Origin of the sequence: Pseudomonas sp. TH10 (assembly GCF_016651255.1) — a bacterium.
In the GTDB taxonomy this organism is placed as follows: domain Bacteria; phylum Pseudomonadota; class Gammaproteobacteria; order Pseudomonadales; family Pseudomonadaceae; genus Aquipseudomonas.
The window spans coordinates 1-14679 of sequence record NZ_JAEKEG010000001.1 but is presented as its reverse complement, the minus strand read 5'-3'; the positions used below and the strand labels follow the sequence as shown (position 1 = coordinate 14679).

Sequence of the window (14679 nt, the reverse complement as noted above, 5' to 3'; positions counted from 1 at the left end):
CCAACGCCCAGGACGCGCAGTAATGGAAGTACGGCGGCACGTCTTCGAGCTTGCCTTCACTGATACGGCCCTTGATCAGCAGGGTCAGGCGTTCAAAGTTCGAGGCACGGATCTTGTGCAGCTCCTCGACCATTTCCGGCACCTGATTGCCCTTGACCACCTTCTCTTCGAGACGATCGAACAGGCGATAGCGCTGCGGGTCACGCATGCGGAATTCGAAGTAGGCGCGGGACAGCGCTTCCTTGTCCTTGTCGACATCGGCCGAATGCAGCAGCTCGTTCAAATCGCGCTCGTAATCGAGCATCAGCCGCAGATATATCTCGGCCTTGGACTTGAAGTGCTTGTAGATCGTGCCTTTGCCGATACCGACGGCATCAGCAATCATCTCGACGGTGACACTGTCTTCACCTTGGTCGAGGAACAGCTTGAGCGCGGTATCGAGAATTTCTTGCTCGCGGCGACGAAATTCACGGACCTTACGAGGTTCTTTGTGCATAAGAAAAGGTCTGAAGGGTCAAAATTCGAAGCCGCGTATTATGCCTAACTTGCGCAAAAATGCACGGATCATCCGACCATATCTGTGTTTCTTGTTCGTTTTGAGAACGTTTTGGGCGCAATGAGAACTCAACTGAAGCAAACGTATTCCAAATTTGTTTAAAAACCCCGACCGGCCAACTGGACTGCACGCCAGACTGATCAATACTTGAACTGTCGGTCGACATCTCCCCCAAGTGTCGCGCCGATAAAGGTACCAACGGACCGCGTATCTTTGTTTTACTCCTAATGGTCTTAACCCGGATTCACCCCCCAGAACCCGGGTTTTTTTGCCTGCGATTCAGGGGCCAAAGCCCCGTAGGAGCTGCCGAAGGCTGCGATCTCTTGTACCTGCGTTACGCCGACGCCCTGACGTGGGCCAATGGAAACAGCCGTTTGAAGTTCTCAGTGGTCTGCGCTGCAAATTGCTCGTAGGACTCCCCGCGCAACATCGCCAGGAATTCCGCAACCTCACGCACATACTGCGGCAGGTTCGGTTTGCCGCGATAAGGGATAGGCGCCAGATACGGCGAATCGGTTTCCACCAACAGTCGATCGGCCGGGACCTTGCTCGCGACATCGCGCAGCGCATCGGCATTGCGAAAGGTGACAATCCCGGATAAGGAAATGTAATAACCCATGTCCAGCGCCGCTTTGGCCATGTCCCAGTCTTCGGTGAAGCAATGCAGCACCCCGGCCTGAGGCAGCGCGGCTTCGCGCAGCAGGTCCAGCGTATCGGCGCGGGCTCCGCGGGTGTGAATGATCACCGGTTTGCCGGTCTGCTGCGCCGCCTGCAGATGCAGACGAAAGGACGCCTGCTGCAACTCGGCCGCTTCCGGCTCGTAGTGATAGTCCAGGCCCGTCTCACCAATGGCTACCACGCGCGGATGGTTGAGCTCCTGCAGCAGCCAGTCCAGTGCTGGCGCAGCACCGGGCTGTACGTCCAGCGGATGCACGCCCACCGAGCAGTCGACGTCGTCGTAACGCTCGGCGAGGGCCTTGACGTCGGCGGCATTGTCGACGCTGACGCCAATGCACAGGAAGTGACCGACGCCCCGTTGGCGGGCCGCGTCCAGCGCGGCATCCAGTGAGCCGTTGTGGGCGGCAAGGTCGAGGCGATCAAGGTGACAATGGGAATCTACGAGCATAAAAATACGGCTACTTACATCGTATGAGTAGGACGGTCGGACTTAAGGGCTCCGGCCAGATGGGTTTCGATTCGACTGCGGGCCGTGTTGTCGCCATCGTTGAACTGCACGCCGACACCGGCGGCGCGGTTGCCTTGCGCACCTTTCGGGGTGATCCAGGTAACCTTGCCGGCCACTGGAATCTTCTCCGCCTCGTCCATCAGGTTGAGCAGCATGAACACCTCATCGCCCAACTTGTAGCTCTTGTTGGTCGGGATGAACAGGCCACCATTCCTGATGAACGGCATGTAGGCGGCGTAAAGCACCGACTTGTCCTTGATGGTCAGGGACAAAATGCCGTTACGCGGCCCGGGGCTGACGGGTTCATTCATGATGACCTCCACTGCTGATGCTCAGAGTCTAGGTACACATTGTTATCTTTGGCCAGGCAATCCCGCCCATTGCACCAACAACGCTTCCAGCAACAAGGCCGGGTTGAGGTTGGCCTTGCTCATGACTTTCTGCCGCTGGGCGAGAATCCAGTCCTGAATCTCGAGGACTTTGCCCTGTGCCGTTTTCTGCGCGAGGTACTGCACGACCTTGCGCATATCAGTCAGCCCCAAGCCTGCCTCATCCTGAGTCAATTGATAGCGCAGGATCAGGCTCGACCAGTCGCAGAACCAGTCAAACAGACGCAGCATCGGGATGGTTTTCCATTCCTCGGCCAGTTGCGTCGGCGACTGCTGTTGCTTGAGCAACTTCTTCACACCCTCGACCACCTGCGCCCTTTTGCTCACGCACGCCTTGCGCTTGCAGACTGACCGCCATCAACGGCGAACCGGCGGCCAGCGTCAGCAACTCGACGCGCTCCTCAGCCGAACAGTCCGGCAGCGCCTGAGCCAGCCACTGCAGGCTCATCGCTTCGCTCGGCAGCGGACAGGCCTGTTGCACGCAACGGCTCTTGATGGTCGGCAGTAAACGACTGGTCTGATGGCTGACCAGCAGCAAAACGGTATCGCCGGATGGCTCTTCAAGGCTTTTCAGCAAGGCGTTGGCGGCGTTGATGTTCATCGACTCGACCGGCTCGATCAACACCACTTTGCGCCCGCCCAGTTGCGCGGTCTGCACCACGAAGCTGACGAGATCGCGCACCTGGTCGACCTTGATCGCCTTGTCGGCTTCCTCTGGTTCGAGGATGTAATTGTCCGGATGGCTGCCGGCCTTGAGCAGCAGACAGGATTTGCACTCGCCGCAGGCTTGCGGCGTCGGACGCTGACACAACAGGCTTGCCATCAAGCGCTCGGCCAGCGCCCGCTTGCCGATCCCGGCGGGGCCATGCAGCAGGTAGGCGTGCGCGTGCTGACTACGCCCGGCCAGTTGCTGCCAGAGGCTGTCCTGCCATGGATAGGCCTCAGCCACGGGCCAGCTCCAGCAAGTTCGGGAGCAAGGTATCCAGCGATTGTTGAACCTTGGCCAGTGGTTGACCGGCATCGATGCGCACATAGCGCGCAGGATCGGCTTCGGCGCGCTTCAGGAACGCACTGCGCACGGCTTCGAAAAACGCCCGACCTTCCAGTTCAAACCGATCCAGACGGCCACGGGCACTGGCGCGGGCCAGGCCGATTTCCACCGGCAGATCGAAAATCAGCGTCAGGTCCGGACGCAGGTCGCCCTGCACGAAGGTTTCCAGCGTGGCGATACGCTCCAGCGACAAACCACGACCGCCACCCTGATAGGCATAAGTCGAATCGGTGAAACGATCGCACAGCACCACCGCGCCACGGGCCAATGCCGGGCGGATGACTTCGGCCAGGTGCTGGGCGCGAGCGGCGAAGACCAACAGCAGTTCAGTGTCCGGGTTCATGGCTTCTTCGACCGGCGCCAGCAGCACCTCACGAATTCGCTCGGCCAGCGCGGTGCCACCCGGCTCGCGGGTCAACACCACTTCGATACCGGCGGCGCGCAGGCGCTCGGCCAGGTATTCGCGATTGGTGCTCTTGCCAGCGCCCTCAGGGCCTTCCAGGGTAATAAACAAGCCAGTCACAGGCAGTCCTTAGTCAGGGTCATTGCGGGCTTTGCGGCGTGGTGGAGTCCGGTTCGGCTGCAGGCGCCGCTGGCGACTCCTGCGGTGCGACCTGGGGCAAAGCCTCGGGATCGGGGTTGGGCGACGCGGCAGGAATCGGCGCTTCGTGGGCCGGGCTGTTGGTGTCAGGTGTTTGCGGCGCTGTTGCCTCAGGTGCAGTCGCCGGTGCCGGGCTGGAACGGTAATCGGCGCGACGCTTGAGCTGGTACTCGCGCACTGCGTTGTTGTGCGCATCCAGGTCATCGGAAAAAACATGACTGCCGTCGCCACGGGCAACGAAATACAGACTGCTGCCGGCCACCGGATTTAATGCCGCGTGAATCGCTTCGCGCCCGACCATGGCGATGGGCGTCGGTGGCAGGCCGGAAATCATGTAGGTGTTATACGGCGTCGCTTCCTTGAGGTGGGCGCGAGTCAATTTGCCGCTGTAGCGATCGCCCAGGCCGTAGATCACGGTTGGATCAGTCTGCAGGAGCATGCCCAACGCCATGCGTCGCACGAACACGCCGGCAATCTGCCCGCGCTCCTGTGGCACACCGGTTTCCTTCTCCACCAGGGAGGCCATGATCAGCGCCTGGTACGGATCGGCGTAGGGCAGATCAGCCGCTCGCTGGTTCCATTCCCTGGCCAGCACTTCGTCGAGGCGCTCGTAAGCAGTCTTGAGCAATTCGATGTCGCTCATGCCGCGAACGAAACTATAGGTATCGGGGAAAAAACGCCCCTCCGGAAAAATCCCCGGGTGGCCGAGCTTTTCCATCACCTGGGAGTCGCTCAAACCTGCGAGGGTCTGCTGGAGTTTTTCGTCCCTGGCGAGGGCCGCACGGACCTGATGGAAATTCCAGCCTTCGACCAGGGTCAGGCTGTACTGAACCACTTCGCCGCGTTTCCACAAGTCGATCAGACTGGTGACGGTCATGCCTGGCTGCATGCGGTATTCACCGCTGTGGATCGGCGTGCCGGCGAGGTTGAAACGCCAATAGACCCGAAGCCAGAACGCGTCCTTGATGACGCCATCGGTTTCCAGCCCAAGGAGAGTACGGGTTGGGGTCGAGCCTTTCGGCACATCCAGCAGTTCTTCCTGCGTGATGTTCAGGGGCTGTTCCAGCGCAGAATTAATCTTCCAGGCGCTGGCGCCCAGCAGCAGCCCTGCCAGAACCAATCCGGTTTCCAGCAGCAGCAAGAATTTACGTCTCACGAATCAGGCATCCAGTAGGGCGCGGGAAATGGTTTGCAGTTTACGGGTGAGCGGGCCAACCGGCCAGCTCAGTGCAGCATACGCACGCACCGGCCAGACGCCATACACGCTGTTGCAGAGAAAGACTTCATCAGCCCATTGCAGCTGTTCGAGGTTGATGTCGGCGATTTGCGAGGGGATCGCCAATGACTCGGCCTGAAACAAAATTTCGGCGCGCATCACACCCGCGACACCGCAGCGTTTCAGATCCGGGGTGATCAACACACCGTCACGCACCAGGAACAGATTGCTGAACACCCCCTCAATGACGCGACCGGCCTGGTCGAGCATCAAGCCTTCGGCATGCTCGCTGTCCTGCCATTCGGCGCGGGCGAGGACCTGTTCCAGTCGGTTGAGGTGCTTGAGACCAGCCAACAAGGGTTGCAAGGACAGCCGGGTGACGCAAGGGAACAGGCGCACGCCCTGCTCCGCATGGGCTGGCGGGTAAATCGCAGGAGGATTGCCCTGCATGATGCGGCGCGCCGCAACGACAGGGTCCGGGGCATAGCCGCGAGCACTTTCGCCCCGGGTGACGATCAGCTTCAGTACGCCTTCACCGAGCGCGAGGGCATAGGCCAGCAGCTCGGTGCGCACCACCGCGCCATCAAGGTTGATTGCCAGGCGCTGGCAACCCTCAAGCAACCGCACCAGGTGACGATCCAGCAATACCGGTGTGCCATTGCGCACGGCGATGGTCTCGAACAGACCATCGCCGTAGGCCAGGCCGCGATCCTTCAGCGACACAGCGTGCGCCGGCTGACCGTCGACCCAGCAGTCCATCAGCCGGCGAACCGACGGAACGCCAAGGTGCCGTTTGTGCCGCCAAAACCGAAGGAGTTGGACAGCACGACATCGATGTCCATGTTGCGCGCAGTGTGCGGCACGAAATCGAGATCGCAGCCTTCGTCCGGCTCTTCGAGGTTGATGGTTGGCGGTGCCACTTGGCTGTTGATTGCCAGCACACTGAAAATCGCCTCTACCGCGCCCGCCGCACCCAACAGGTGACCGGTCATGGACTTGGTGGAGCTGACCGCCAGTTTGTACGCGTGGTCGCCGAATACACTCTTGAGCGCATTGGCTTCGGCAAGGTCACCGGCCGGCGTCGAAGTGCCGTGGGCGTTGATGTATTGCACTTGATCGGCGTTGATCTTCGCATCGCGTAGCGCATTGGTGATGCAGCGCGCTGCACCGGCGCCGTCGGCAGGTGGCGAGGTCATGTGGAACGCGTCGCCGCTGGTACCGAAACCGATCAACTCGGCGTAGATGGTCGCACCGCGAGCCTTGGCGTGTTCCAGCTCTTCGAGCACCAGAGCACCGGCACCGTCGGACAGCACAAAGCCGTCACGCCCCTTGTCCCATGGACGACTGGCACGGGCAGGCTCGTCGTTGCGGGTCGACAGCGCCCGGGAGGCACCGAAGCCGCCCATGCCCAGGCCACAAGCGGCCATCTCGGCACCGCCGGCGATCATCACGTCGGCTTCGTCGTACATGATGTTGCGCGCCGCCATGCCAATACAGTGCGTACCGGTGGTACATGCAGTGGCGATGGCGTAGTTAGGCCCCTGTGCACCCAGATGGATGGACAGGAAGCCGGAAATCATATTGATGATCGAGCCTGGCACGAAGAATGGCGAAATTCGACGCGGACCCGTCTCATGCAGAGTACGGCTGGTTTCTTCGATGTTGGTCAGACCGCCGATACCCGAACCCATGGCCACGCCAATGCGCTCACGGTTAGCGTCGGTGACTTCCAGACCCGAGTTGCGAACCGCCTGAAAACCCGCTGCGAGACCGTACTGAATGAACAGATCGAGCTTGCGTGCTTCCTTGACCGACAGGTATTCCTCGACATTGAAGCCCTTCACCGAGCCGCCAAAGCGGGTGGAATAGGCAGAAAGGTCGGTGTGTTCGATCAGACCAATGCCACTGCGGCCAGCCAGAATGCCCTGCCAACTGCTCGGCACATCCGTGCCCAGTGGCGACAACATACCCATACCGGTGACTACGACGCGTCTACGCGACACAGCACTCTCCTTTTTTCAAATGACGACGACTTTGCATCAGGCCTAAAGAAAAAACCGCACGCCATGATGGCAGTGCGGTTTTTCCATGACAGCAAACAACGATTACAAACTATTACGCCTGGTGGCTAGTAACGTAGTCGATTGCAGCTTGTACAGTAGTGATCTTCTCAGCTTCTTCGTCAGGGATTTCGGTCTCGAATTCCTCTTCCAGAGCCATCACCAGCTCAACGGTGTCAAGGGAGTCGGCACCCAGGTCTTCAACGAAGGAAGCAGTGTTAACCACTTCTTCTTCTTTAACGCCCAGTTGCTCGGCAACGATTTTCTTGACGCGCTCTTCGATGGTGCTCATACCTTGTTTTCACTCCTAATGGACAAATTCAGGCAGCTGGCCAGTGGGTAAGTGTATAGAAAGACTTTTCAGCTTTTCAACTGAAAGCTTCACTCCTCAAACCCTGCAGCCCTCTGCCTATAAATAGATTGCAGCTTTATAACGGATTTTAGACAGCTCGTATGACATTTTTTTGAAGCAATCCGTCACATTTTACTTACATGTACATCCCACCGTTCACCGGGATTGTAGCCCCAGTGACGTATGCCGCACCGTCGGATGCAAGAAAAGCGACCACAGAGGCGATCTCTTGAGCTTGTCCCAGACGACCCAGCGGAATCTGCGTCTGCAAGGCTTCACGCTGTGCTTCCGGCAGCTCGCGGGTCATATCGGTGTCGATGAACCCTGGGGTTACCGAGTTGACCGTAATCGAACGCGAACCGACTTCACGCGCCATTGCACGGCTGAAACCTTCCAGACCGGCCTTGGCGGCTGCATAGTTTACTTGGCCAGCGTTGCCCATTGCACCCACCACCGAGCCAATACTGATAATTCGGCCCCAACGCGCCTTGGTCATGCCGCGCAGAACGCCCTTGGACAGGCGGAATAGACTGTTCAGGTTGGTATCGATCACGTCGTACCACTCATCGTCTTTCATGCGCATCATCAGGTTATCGCGGGTGATACCGGCATTATTGACCAGGATCGCCACTGGCGCACCGAACTGCTCCTGAATGCTCGCCAACACCGCGCTGACCGATTCGTCGCTGGTGACATTGAGTTCCAGGCCAGTGCCCTGGATACCGTTTTCCTTCAGGGTCGCGGCAATGCGCTCAGCGCCCGAAGCGGAGGTCGCGGTACCCACTACGATGGCGCCCTTACGACCCAGTTCCAATGCGATGGCCTGGCCGATACCGCGGCTTGCACCGGTGACCAGTGCAACTTTACCTTGCAGACTCATGCAAGTTTCTCCTGATTCAGGCTTGCGCTGCACGAGCGGCAGCGAAAGCGTCTGGGGTATTGAGGTTGGAAGTCGCAACGCCTTCGGCGCAACGTTTGTTCAGACCGGCCAGCACTTTGCCCGGGCCGCATTCGACCAGATTGGTCGCGCCCTTGGCGGCCAGCGTCTGTACCGACTCGACCCAGCGTACTGGCTTGTAGAGTTGTTCGAGCAGATCACGCTTGAGGGTTTCCAGATCGGCCGGCACTTGCGCGCTGACGTTCTGCACCAGCGGAATCTGCGGCGCCTGCCAGTCGATGGCGGCGATGGACTCGGCAAAACGCTCGGCGGCCGGGCGCATCAGCTCGCAGTGCGATGGCACGCTGACCGGCAGTGGCATGGCACGCTTGGCGCCACGAGCCTTGCAGCCTTCGATGGCGCGCTCTACAGCAGCCTTGGCACCTGCGATAACCACTTGGCCTGGAGAGTTGAAGTTCACCGCGCTGACCACTTCGCCTTGCGCTGCTTCAACGCAGGCTGCCAGCACGTCTGCGTCTTCCAGACCGAGGATGGCAGCCATGCCGCCCTGCCCGGCCGGAACAGCTTCCTGCATTAACTGACCACGGCGCTCAACGAGCTTTACCGCATCAGCCAGCGTCAGGCTGCCGGCAGCAACCAGAGCGCTGTACTCACCCAGGCTGTGACCGGCCACGTAGGCCGGACGCGCGCCGCCTTCTGCCAGCCACAGACGCCACAGGGCGATCGAGGCGGTCAGGATGGCCGGCTGGGTCTTGTCGGTTTGATTGAGTTGCTCTTCCGGCCCTTGCTGGGTCAGCGCCCACAGGTCGTAACCGAGGGCATCGGATGCTTCTTTGAAAGTTTCGAGGATCAGCGGATGTTGCGCGCCCAACTCGGCCAGCATGCCGAGGGACTGCGAACCCTGTCCTGGAAAGACGAATGCGAGGGAAGCAGACATGTAACAAGCCCCTAATGATCTTGTCGCCGGAAAATGACGCCCCGCTTGGGGACGCAAGAAACTGACAGTTGGATGGCCCTTTGAACCGGGCGGTCACATTTAAGCATTGTCCGACGAAAACGCCTAAGACAACAAATCCCCCAGACGACCGTGGAGGCGCTCGGGCAAGTTCTCCTGAATCTCGATCAGCGCACGCTGAATCGCACTCTGAAAGCCCTGAACCCCGGCCGAACCGTGACTTTTCACCACAATGCCCTGCAGACCGAGGAAGCTTGCGCCGTTATGTCGCGCCGGTGCCAGATCAGCCTGCAAACGCTTCATCAAGGGCAACGCCAAAGCGCCAACAACACGGGAGGCGAAGTTCTTTTTGAACAGCGCCTCAATGCGCGCAGCGATCATCGTCGCCAGCCCTTCGCTGGACTTGAGCAGGATGTTGCCGACGAAACCGTCACAAACCACCACGTCAGCCTCACCGCGATACAGCCCATCACCTTCAATGAAGCCGATGTAGTTGATGCCTCGGGCGGCCTGCAGCAGCGTCGCCGCCAGCTTGACCTGCTGATTGCCTTTGATGTCTTCGGTGCCGATATTCAGCAGCGCCACACGCGGACGGGCGATACCCAGCGTCTGCGCCGCGACAGAGCCCATCACCGCGAACTGCAACAGATGTTCGGCACTGCAATCGACGTTGGCGCCCAGGTCGAGCAATTGGCAATAACCCTTCTGCGTAGGAATCGCCGCAACCATTGCCGGCCGGTCAATGCCTGGCAAGGTTTTCAGCACAAACCGCGACAGGGCCATCAACGCACCGGTATTGCCAGCGCTGACACAGGCCTGAGCCTTGCCGTCACGCACCAACTCAAGGGCGACACGCATCGACGAGTCCGGCTTGCCACGCAAGGCCTGGGTCGGTTTTTCGTCCATGGTGATGACTTCGCTTGCCGCAACAATCGTCAGCCGCGCGCGATCGGCAGCCGATTGGCCGTTGATCAGTTCTTCGAGAAGGGAGGGTTGACCGACGAGGGTCAGGTGCAGCGAGGGCGTAGCAGACAGGCAAGCGAGGCTGGCCTGAACAATGCTGCGGGGACCGAAGTCCCCGCCCATTGCGTCAATCGCGATGACTTGAGCAGACAAGTGATTACTCGTCAGCGCCCTTGTCGATCACTTTACGGCCACGGTATACGCCTTCTGGCGATACGTGGTGACGCAGGTGAATTTCACCGGTGGTTTTTTCTACAGACAGAGTGCTTGCCGTCAGGGCGTCGTGCGAACGACGCATGTCACGGGCAGAGCGGGATTTTTTGTTCTGCTGAACAGCCATAATTGATTAACTCCTAAACGTTTGGGTCACGCTTTAACTGCGCCAATACACTGAACGGGTTGGACCGCGTTGACTCGTCCTCGCTCGGTTCGGGCTCATCGAGACCCGCCGGCTGCTGGCATTCTTCCGGATGATGAGCAGGCACGATAGGCAAGGCGAGCAAAAGCTCCTCCTCGACCAGTGACTGCAGATCCAATGGATCTTCGCCCAGTTCCAGCACGTCATAACCTTTCGGTAACGACTGGGTATTCGCACCCTCCTTCACCACAGCGTAACTGCATTCGCTATGGATCGGCAGGGTGACCAGCTCAAGACAACGCTGGCAAACCATTTTGACCTCGGTGTCGATAAAGCTGTGGATTACCACAGATTTACGTTCATCTCGTTCAAAAACGAATTTCGCCTGCACCGTACCGACATTGTCGGAAAGCGGGTCGCAGAGTCTCTCCAAATCGGCCAGCAGCATTTCACCTTGAAGGGTGGTGCCACGGTCAGCCAATTTGCGCGGGTCAACGTGAGGTGGAATCGGGTCATTCAACATAGGCGCAGCATTATAGGGATGCACCCACCCATGTCAAAGGAAATTGTGCCCTGTCCGTCACTTGCGTGCCTCCGCTAGAATTCATACCTGCCTCAGGAGACGCGAATGCTGCCTTTATTACTCGCTTCAAGCTCGACCTATCGTCGCGAATTACTCGCCCGCCTGCACCTGCCGTTCGTCTGCAGCTCGCCGGACATCGATGAAAGCCACCGCCCGGGCGAGTCCGCCACCGAACTGGTCAAACGCCTCGCCGAACAAAAAGCCCGGGCCTTGGCTGCCAGCCACCCCGCTCATCTGATTATCGGCTCCGATCAGGTTGCCGTACTCGGCGAGCAGATCATCGGCAAGCCACACACCTTCGAGAAGGCCCGCGAGCAACTGCTGGCCGCCAGTGGCGCCAGCGTGACCTTCCTGACCGGTCTGGCACTGCTCAACAGCCACACCGGCCAATGCCAGGTCGACTGCGTGCCGTTTACCGTAAACATGCGCCAGCTCGATCAGGCGAGCATCGAACGTTATCTGCGCATCGAGCAGCCGTACGACTGCGCTGGCAGCTTCAAGGCTGAAGGGTTGGGGGTGAGTCTGTTCCAGTCCACCGAAGGCCCGGATGCCACCAGCCTGATCGGCCTGCCACTGATTCGCCTGATCGACATGCTGCTGGCTGAAGGCGTGCAGATTCCATAAAGCAAAAGATCTTTTAAACGGCTTAACGCAACGAAGGCCCGTGGAAACCCATCCACATCGCCAACTGCTCAGCCACGCTGGCACCGAGCTTTTTCGAGAAGCGGTCGAACGGCGATTCCTGAACAGTGAAGTCCACCAATTCTTTCTCGCCAATCACATCACGCGCTACCGAACTGGCGTTACCCAGGCCATCGATCAAACCCAGCGGCAGCGCCTGCTCACCCGACCAGACCAACCCGGAGAACAGCTCCGGATGCTCTTTGTCCTTCAGGCGATCGCCACGTCCCTGCTTGACGCTGTTGATGAACTGTTTGTGCGTGGTGTCGAGCACGCTCTGCCAGAACGCGGTTTCTTCAGGCTTCTGCGGCTGGAACGGATCGAGAAACGACTTGTGCTCGCCCGAAGTGTACGTACGACGTTCAACACCAAGCTTCTCCATGGTGCCGACAAAACCATAACCCGCCGCCGTCACACCGATGGAGCCGACCAGACTGGCCTTGTCGGCGTAGATCTGATCCGCCGCGCTGGCGATGTAATAGGCACCGGACGCACCCAGATCGGAAATCACCGCATACACCTTGATGTCCGGGTGCAGGCCGCGCAGACGCTTGATCTCGTCATAGACATAACCTGATTGCACCGGGCTGCCACCCGGGCTGTTGATCCGCAGGATCACACCCTTGACCTTGTCATCCTCGAAGGCCGCTCGCAGGCTGCCAACGATGTTATCGGCGCTGGCCTGCTCCTTGTCGGCGATCACACCAGTGACCTCGATCAGCGCGGTGTAGTTGGCACCGCGAGTGGCGGCTTTTTCCATGTCCATCAGCGGCGTGAACAGCATTAAGGCGCCAAACAGATACACAAAGGTCAGCAGCTTGAAGAAAATACCCCAGCGACGGGACCGGCGTTGCTCCTGCACGCTGGCCAACAAGGTCTTTTCCAGCAATTTCCAGCTTTTCTCGTCACCGCTCTGCGCATCCGCCTTGGCGGGCGCCTTCCATTCGTCGGTCATGCCATCTACCCCAAAAAACCTGTTAAGCCTGCTGATTCAGCCAGGCATGCAATTCTGAAAAACGATCAATCGCCAGTCGCGGCTCGAACAGCTTCAGCGCCTCGATCGATTGCGCGCCGTAACTGACGGCAACCGACGCCATACCGGCGTTGCGGGCCATCTGCAGATCGAAAGAGGAGTCGCCAACCATCAGCGCCTGCTCCGGGCGAACACTCGCAGTACGCGAGGATCTGCTCCAGCATCAGAGGGTGAGGCTTGCTGGCAGTTTCATCCGCCGCACGGGTGATATCGAAATACTTTTCCCAGCCGTGGGCCTTCAATACCCGGTCGAGCCCGCGACGAGCCTTGCCGGTCGCAACGGCCAAGTGATAACCCTCGGCGCGAAAGGCCTCCATTGACTCGAGCACACCCTCGAACAACGGCGAAGGCACGGCTTCGGCGGCGATATAGTGATCGGCGTAATACCCGCGAAAGGCGATAAGTTGCCGCTTCACTTATGTCCGGGTACAGGGTACGAATCGCTTCCGGCAAGCCGAGACCGATGATGCCCTTGACGGCAAAATCATCGCGCAGCTCGAATCCGGAGCGCTCTGAGGCCGACATGCATGGCCTCGACAATCCGCCCGATGGAGTCCGCGAGGGTCCCGTCCCAGTCGAAATATCAGCAGTTTGCAATCAGATGGGTGCACTCAGGCGCTCCACAGTCTTGGCCCACATTTCATCCACCGGCGCCTGCAACTTCAGCTCGCCACCATCAGGCAGCGGCACGGTCAGCAGATAAGCGTGCAGGAACAGTCGCTTGCCACCCAGGTCGCGGATTTCCTTGCTGAAACCCTCATCCCCGTATTTCGGGTCGCCAGCGATGCAGTGCCCGGCATGCAGGGTGTGCACGCGGATCTGGTGGGTGCGGCCAGTGATTGGCCTGGCTTCGACCATGGTCGCAAAGTCTCCGAAGCGCCGTAGCACCTTGAACACGGTCACAGACTCCTTGCCCTCCTCCTCGTCGACCTCGACCATGCGCTCGCCGGAACGCAGGTTGCTCTTGCCCAGCGAGGCACGGACTTGCTTGATCGAGGCGGCCCAGTTGCCACGAACCAGCGCCATGTAGCGCTTGTCCACGCCATCACCGCGCAACGCCGTGTGCAAGTGACGCAGCATGCTGCGTTTCTTGGCAATCATCAGCAGGCCAGAGGTGTCTCGGTCCAGTCGGTGGACGAGCTCGAGCTCCTTGCAATCGGGGCGCAACTGACGGAAGGCTTCGATCACGCCGTAGGTCAGACCGCTACCGCCGTGAACCGCAATGCCACAAGGCTTGTTGATCACGATCAGGGCCTTGTCCTCGAAGATAATCGAGGCTTCGAGGCGCTGCAGCAGGCCTTGAGCCAGGGGCACCGGCTCGTCGCGCTCGGGCACGCGCACAGGCGGCACGCGCACGATATCGCCCGCCTGCAGCTTGTATTCGGGCTTGATCCGACCCTTGTTCACACGCACTTCGCCTTTGCGCAAAATGCGGTAAATCAAAGTCTTGGGCACGCCTTTGAGCCGGGCGAGGAGAAAATTGTCGATTCTTTGGCCGGCATACTCCGGCGAGACTTCAAGCAGTTGAACGCCTGGAGTCGAAGGGGCAGTAGTTGTCATGCCGCGGATGATAACAATTTTTATGGAATTGAAGCACTTAATCATTGCTGCTATAGTCGCGAACGCCGCCAAAAGCGGCCTGGACAGCGGACCAACGGTCTAAAACCGGCCCTGACCAATGCAATTCACCAGGACGCGAGGCCGTCCTACGGGGCTTTCGCTACTTAACGGTGGAGTTTGCAGCTGTAACGAGCGCAGGTGACATGAGGCCTGAATCAAGCCGCCAGGGCAGAGTTT

Annotated in this window: 16 protein-coding genes and 2 pseudogenes; 1 reads left to right on the top strand and 17 read right to left on the bottom strand. The window is 59.4% G+C overall.

All coding sequences use genetic code 11. The annotated features are described in order from the left end of the window. The 14 genes and pseudogenes from JFT80_RS00090 to JFT80_RS00025 all read right to left on the bottom strand — a co-directional run. A partial coding sequence (locus JFT80_RS00090; protein ID WP_201146509.1) for a TetR/AcrR family transcriptional regulator occupies positions 1 to 496 on the bottom strand: 496 nt, incomplete at its 3' end. Between the two features lie 394 nt (positions 497 to 890). Next, a complete protein-coding gene (locus JFT80_RS00085; RefSeq protein WP_201146508.1) occupies positions 891 to 1682 on the bottom strand; it encodes a TatD family hydrolase in 792 nt (263 codons plus the stop codon). Positions 1683 to 1696: 14 nt separating this feature from the next. Further along, complete coding sequence (locus JFT80_RS00080; protein ID WP_201146507.1) at positions 1697 to 2053, bottom strand: PilZ domain-containing protein; 357 nt, start codon at positions 2051 to 2053, stop codon at positions 1697 to 1699. 42 nt (positions 2054 to 2095) lie between these two features. Then, positions 2096 to 3080: pseudogene (locus JFT80_RS00075) on the bottom strand (DNA polymerase III subunit delta'). Next, positions 3073 to 3705 (bottom strand): dTMP kinase, encoded by a 633-nt coding sequence (tmk, locus tag JFT80_RS00070; protein WP_201146506.1) that lies wholly within the window; start codon positions 3703 to 3705, stop codon positions 3073 to 3075. Before tmk ends, JFT80_RS00075 begins: the two are co-directional and overlap by 8 nt. A 19-nt stretch (positions 3706 to 3724) precedes the next feature. Next, the gene (mltG, locus tag JFT80_RS00065) at positions 3725 to 4939 is read right to left on the bottom strand and encodes an endolytic transglycosylase MltG (RefSeq protein ID WP_201146505.1); all 1215 of its coding nucleotides are present in this window, start codon (positions 4937 to 4939) and stop codon (positions 3725 to 3727) included. Between the two features lie 3 nt (positions 4940 to 4942). Next, complete coding sequence (pabC, locus tag JFT80_RS00060) at positions 4943 to 5758, bottom strand: aminodeoxychorismate lyase (protein ID WP_201146504.1); 816 nt, start codon at positions 5756 to 5758, stop codon at positions 4943 to 4945. Then, positions 5758 to 7002 (bottom strand): beta-ketoacyl-ACP synthase II, encoded by a 1245-nt coding sequence (gene fabF / locus JFT80_RS00055; protein WP_201146503.1) that lies wholly within the window; start codon positions 7000 to 7002, stop codon positions 5758 to 5760. Before fabF ends, pabC begins: the two co-directional genes overlap by 1 nt. 112 nt (positions 7003 to 7114) lie before the next feature. Next, on the bottom strand, positions 7115 to 7351 hold the full coding sequence (gene acpP, locus JFT80_RS00050; protein WP_003175607.1) for an acyl carrier protein: 237 nt from the start codon (positions 7349 to 7351) through the stop codon (positions 7115 to 7117). Between the two features lie 196 nt (positions 7352 to 7547). Next, the gene (gene fabG, locus JFT80_RS00045) at positions 7548 to 8291 is read right to left on the bottom strand and encodes a 3-oxoacyl-ACP reductase FabG (RefSeq protein ID WP_201146502.1); all 744 of its coding nucleotides are present in this window, start codon (positions 8289 to 8291) and stop codon (positions 7548 to 7550) included. A gap of 16 nt (positions 8292 to 8307) precedes the next feature. After that, positions 8308 to 9246 (bottom strand): ACP S-malonyltransferase, encoded by a 939-nt coding sequence (gene fabD / locus JFT80_RS00040; RefSeq protein WP_201146501.1) that lies wholly within the window; start codon positions 9244 to 9246, stop codon positions 8308 to 8310. Positions 9247 to 9369: 123 nt separating this feature from the next. Continuing rightward, the gene (plsX, locus tag JFT80_RS00035; protein WP_201146500.1) at positions 9370 to 10380 is read right to left on the bottom strand and encodes a phosphate acyltransferase PlsX; all 1011 of its coding nucleotides are present in this window, start codon (positions 10378 to 10380) and stop codon (positions 9370 to 9372) included. A 4-nt stretch (positions 10381 to 10384) separates the two neighbouring features. Further along, positions 10385 to 10567 carry a 50S ribosomal protein L32 gene (gene rpmF, locus JFT80_RS00030; RefSeq protein WP_008152339.1) on the bottom strand — a complete coding sequence of 61 codons (183 nt, stop codon included), beginning with the start codon at positions 10565 to 10567 and terminating at the stop codon, positions 10385 to 10387. Between the two features lie 13 nt (positions 10568 to 10580). Beyond that, positions 10581 to 11108, bottom strand: coding sequence for a YceD family protein (locus JFT80_RS00025; protein WP_160059012.1), 528 nt, complete (start codon positions 11106 to 11108; stop codon positions 10581 to 10583). 105 nt (positions 11109 to 11213) lie between these two features. On the opposite strand from JFT80_RS00025, the gene JFT80_RS00020 reads away from it, so the two are divergent. Next, positions 11214 to 11792: a nucleoside triphosphate pyrophosphatase gene (locus JFT80_RS00020; protein WP_201146499.1), complete on the top strand. Its 579-nt coding sequence runs from the start codon at positions 11214 to 11216 to the stop codon at positions 11790 to 11792. A 22-nt stretch (positions 11793 to 11814) separates the two neighbouring features. On the opposite strand, the gene sppA is transcribed toward JFT80_RS00020, so the two are convergent. The 3 genes and pseudogenes from sppA to rluC form a co-directional block, all read right to left on the bottom strand. After that, a complete protein-coding gene (gene sppA / locus JFT80_RS00015) occupies positions 11815 to 12804 on the bottom strand; it encodes a signal peptide peptidase SppA (protein WP_201146498.1) in 990 nt (329 codons plus the stop codon). Between the two features lie 22 nt (positions 12805 to 12826). Beyond that, a pseudogene (locus JFT80_RS00010) lies at positions 12827 to 13493 on the bottom strand (HAD-IA family hydrolase). Next, the gene (gene rluC / locus JFT80_RS00005) at positions 13480 to 14442 is read right to left on the bottom strand and encodes a 23S rRNA pseudouridine(955/2504/2580) synthase RluC (RefSeq protein ID WP_201146497.1); all 963 of its coding nucleotides are present in this window, start codon (positions 14440 to 14442) and stop codon (positions 13480 to 13482) included. The pseudogene JFT80_RS00010 and the gene rluC overlap by 14 nt, the downstream one beginning before the upstream one ends. Positions 14443 to 14679: the final 237 nt, after the last annotated feature.

What these genes read in the sequence shown, in the direction of transcription:
- JFT80_RS00085 (WP_201146508.1), bottom strand. Translation starts at nt 1,682, where the DNA reads ATGCTCGTAGATTCCCATTGTCACCTTGATCGCCTCGACCTTGCCGCC.
- JFT80_RS00080 (WP_201146507.1), bottom strand. Translation starts at nt 2,053, where the DNA reads ATGAATGAACCCGTCAGCCCCGGGCCGCGTAACGGCATTTTGTCCCTG.
- pabC (WP_201146504.1), bottom strand. Translation starts at nt 5,758, where the DNA reads ATGGACTGCTGGGTCGACGGTCAGCCGGCGCACGCTGTGTCGCTGAAG.
- acpP (WP_003175607.1), bottom strand. Translation starts at nt 7,351, where the DNA reads ATGAGCACCATCGAAGAGCGCGTCAAGAAAATCGTTGCCGAGCAACTG.
- fabG (WP_201146502.1), bottom strand. Translation starts at nt 8,291, where the DNA reads ATGAGTCTGCAAGGTAAAGTTGCACTGGTCACCGGTGCAAGCCGCGGT.
- fabD (WP_201146501.1), bottom strand. Translation starts at nt 9,246, where the DNA reads ATGTCTGCTTCCCTCGCATTCGTCTTTCCAGGACAGGGTTCGCAGTCC.
- rpmF (WP_008152339.1), bottom strand. Translation starts at nt 10,567, where the DNA reads ATGGCTGTTCAGCAGAACAAAAAATCCCGCTCTGCCCGTGACATGCGT.
- JFT80_RS00025 (WP_160059012.1), bottom strand. Translation starts at nt 11,108, where the DNA reads ATGTTGAATGACCCGATTCCACCTCACGTTGACCCGCGCAAATTGGCT.
- JFT80_RS00020 (WP_201146499.1), top strand. Translation starts at nt 11,214, where the DNA reads ATGCTGCCTTTATTACTCGCTTCAAGCTCGACCTATCGTCGCGAATTA.
- sppA (WP_201146498.1), bottom strand. Translation starts at nt 12,804, where the DNA reads ATGACCGACGAATGGAAGGCGCCCGCCAAGGCGGATGCGCAGAGCGGT.
- rluC (WP_201146497.1), bottom strand. Translation starts at nt 14,442, where the DNA reads ATGACAACTACTGCCCCTTCGACTCCAGGCGTTCAACTGCTTGAAGTC.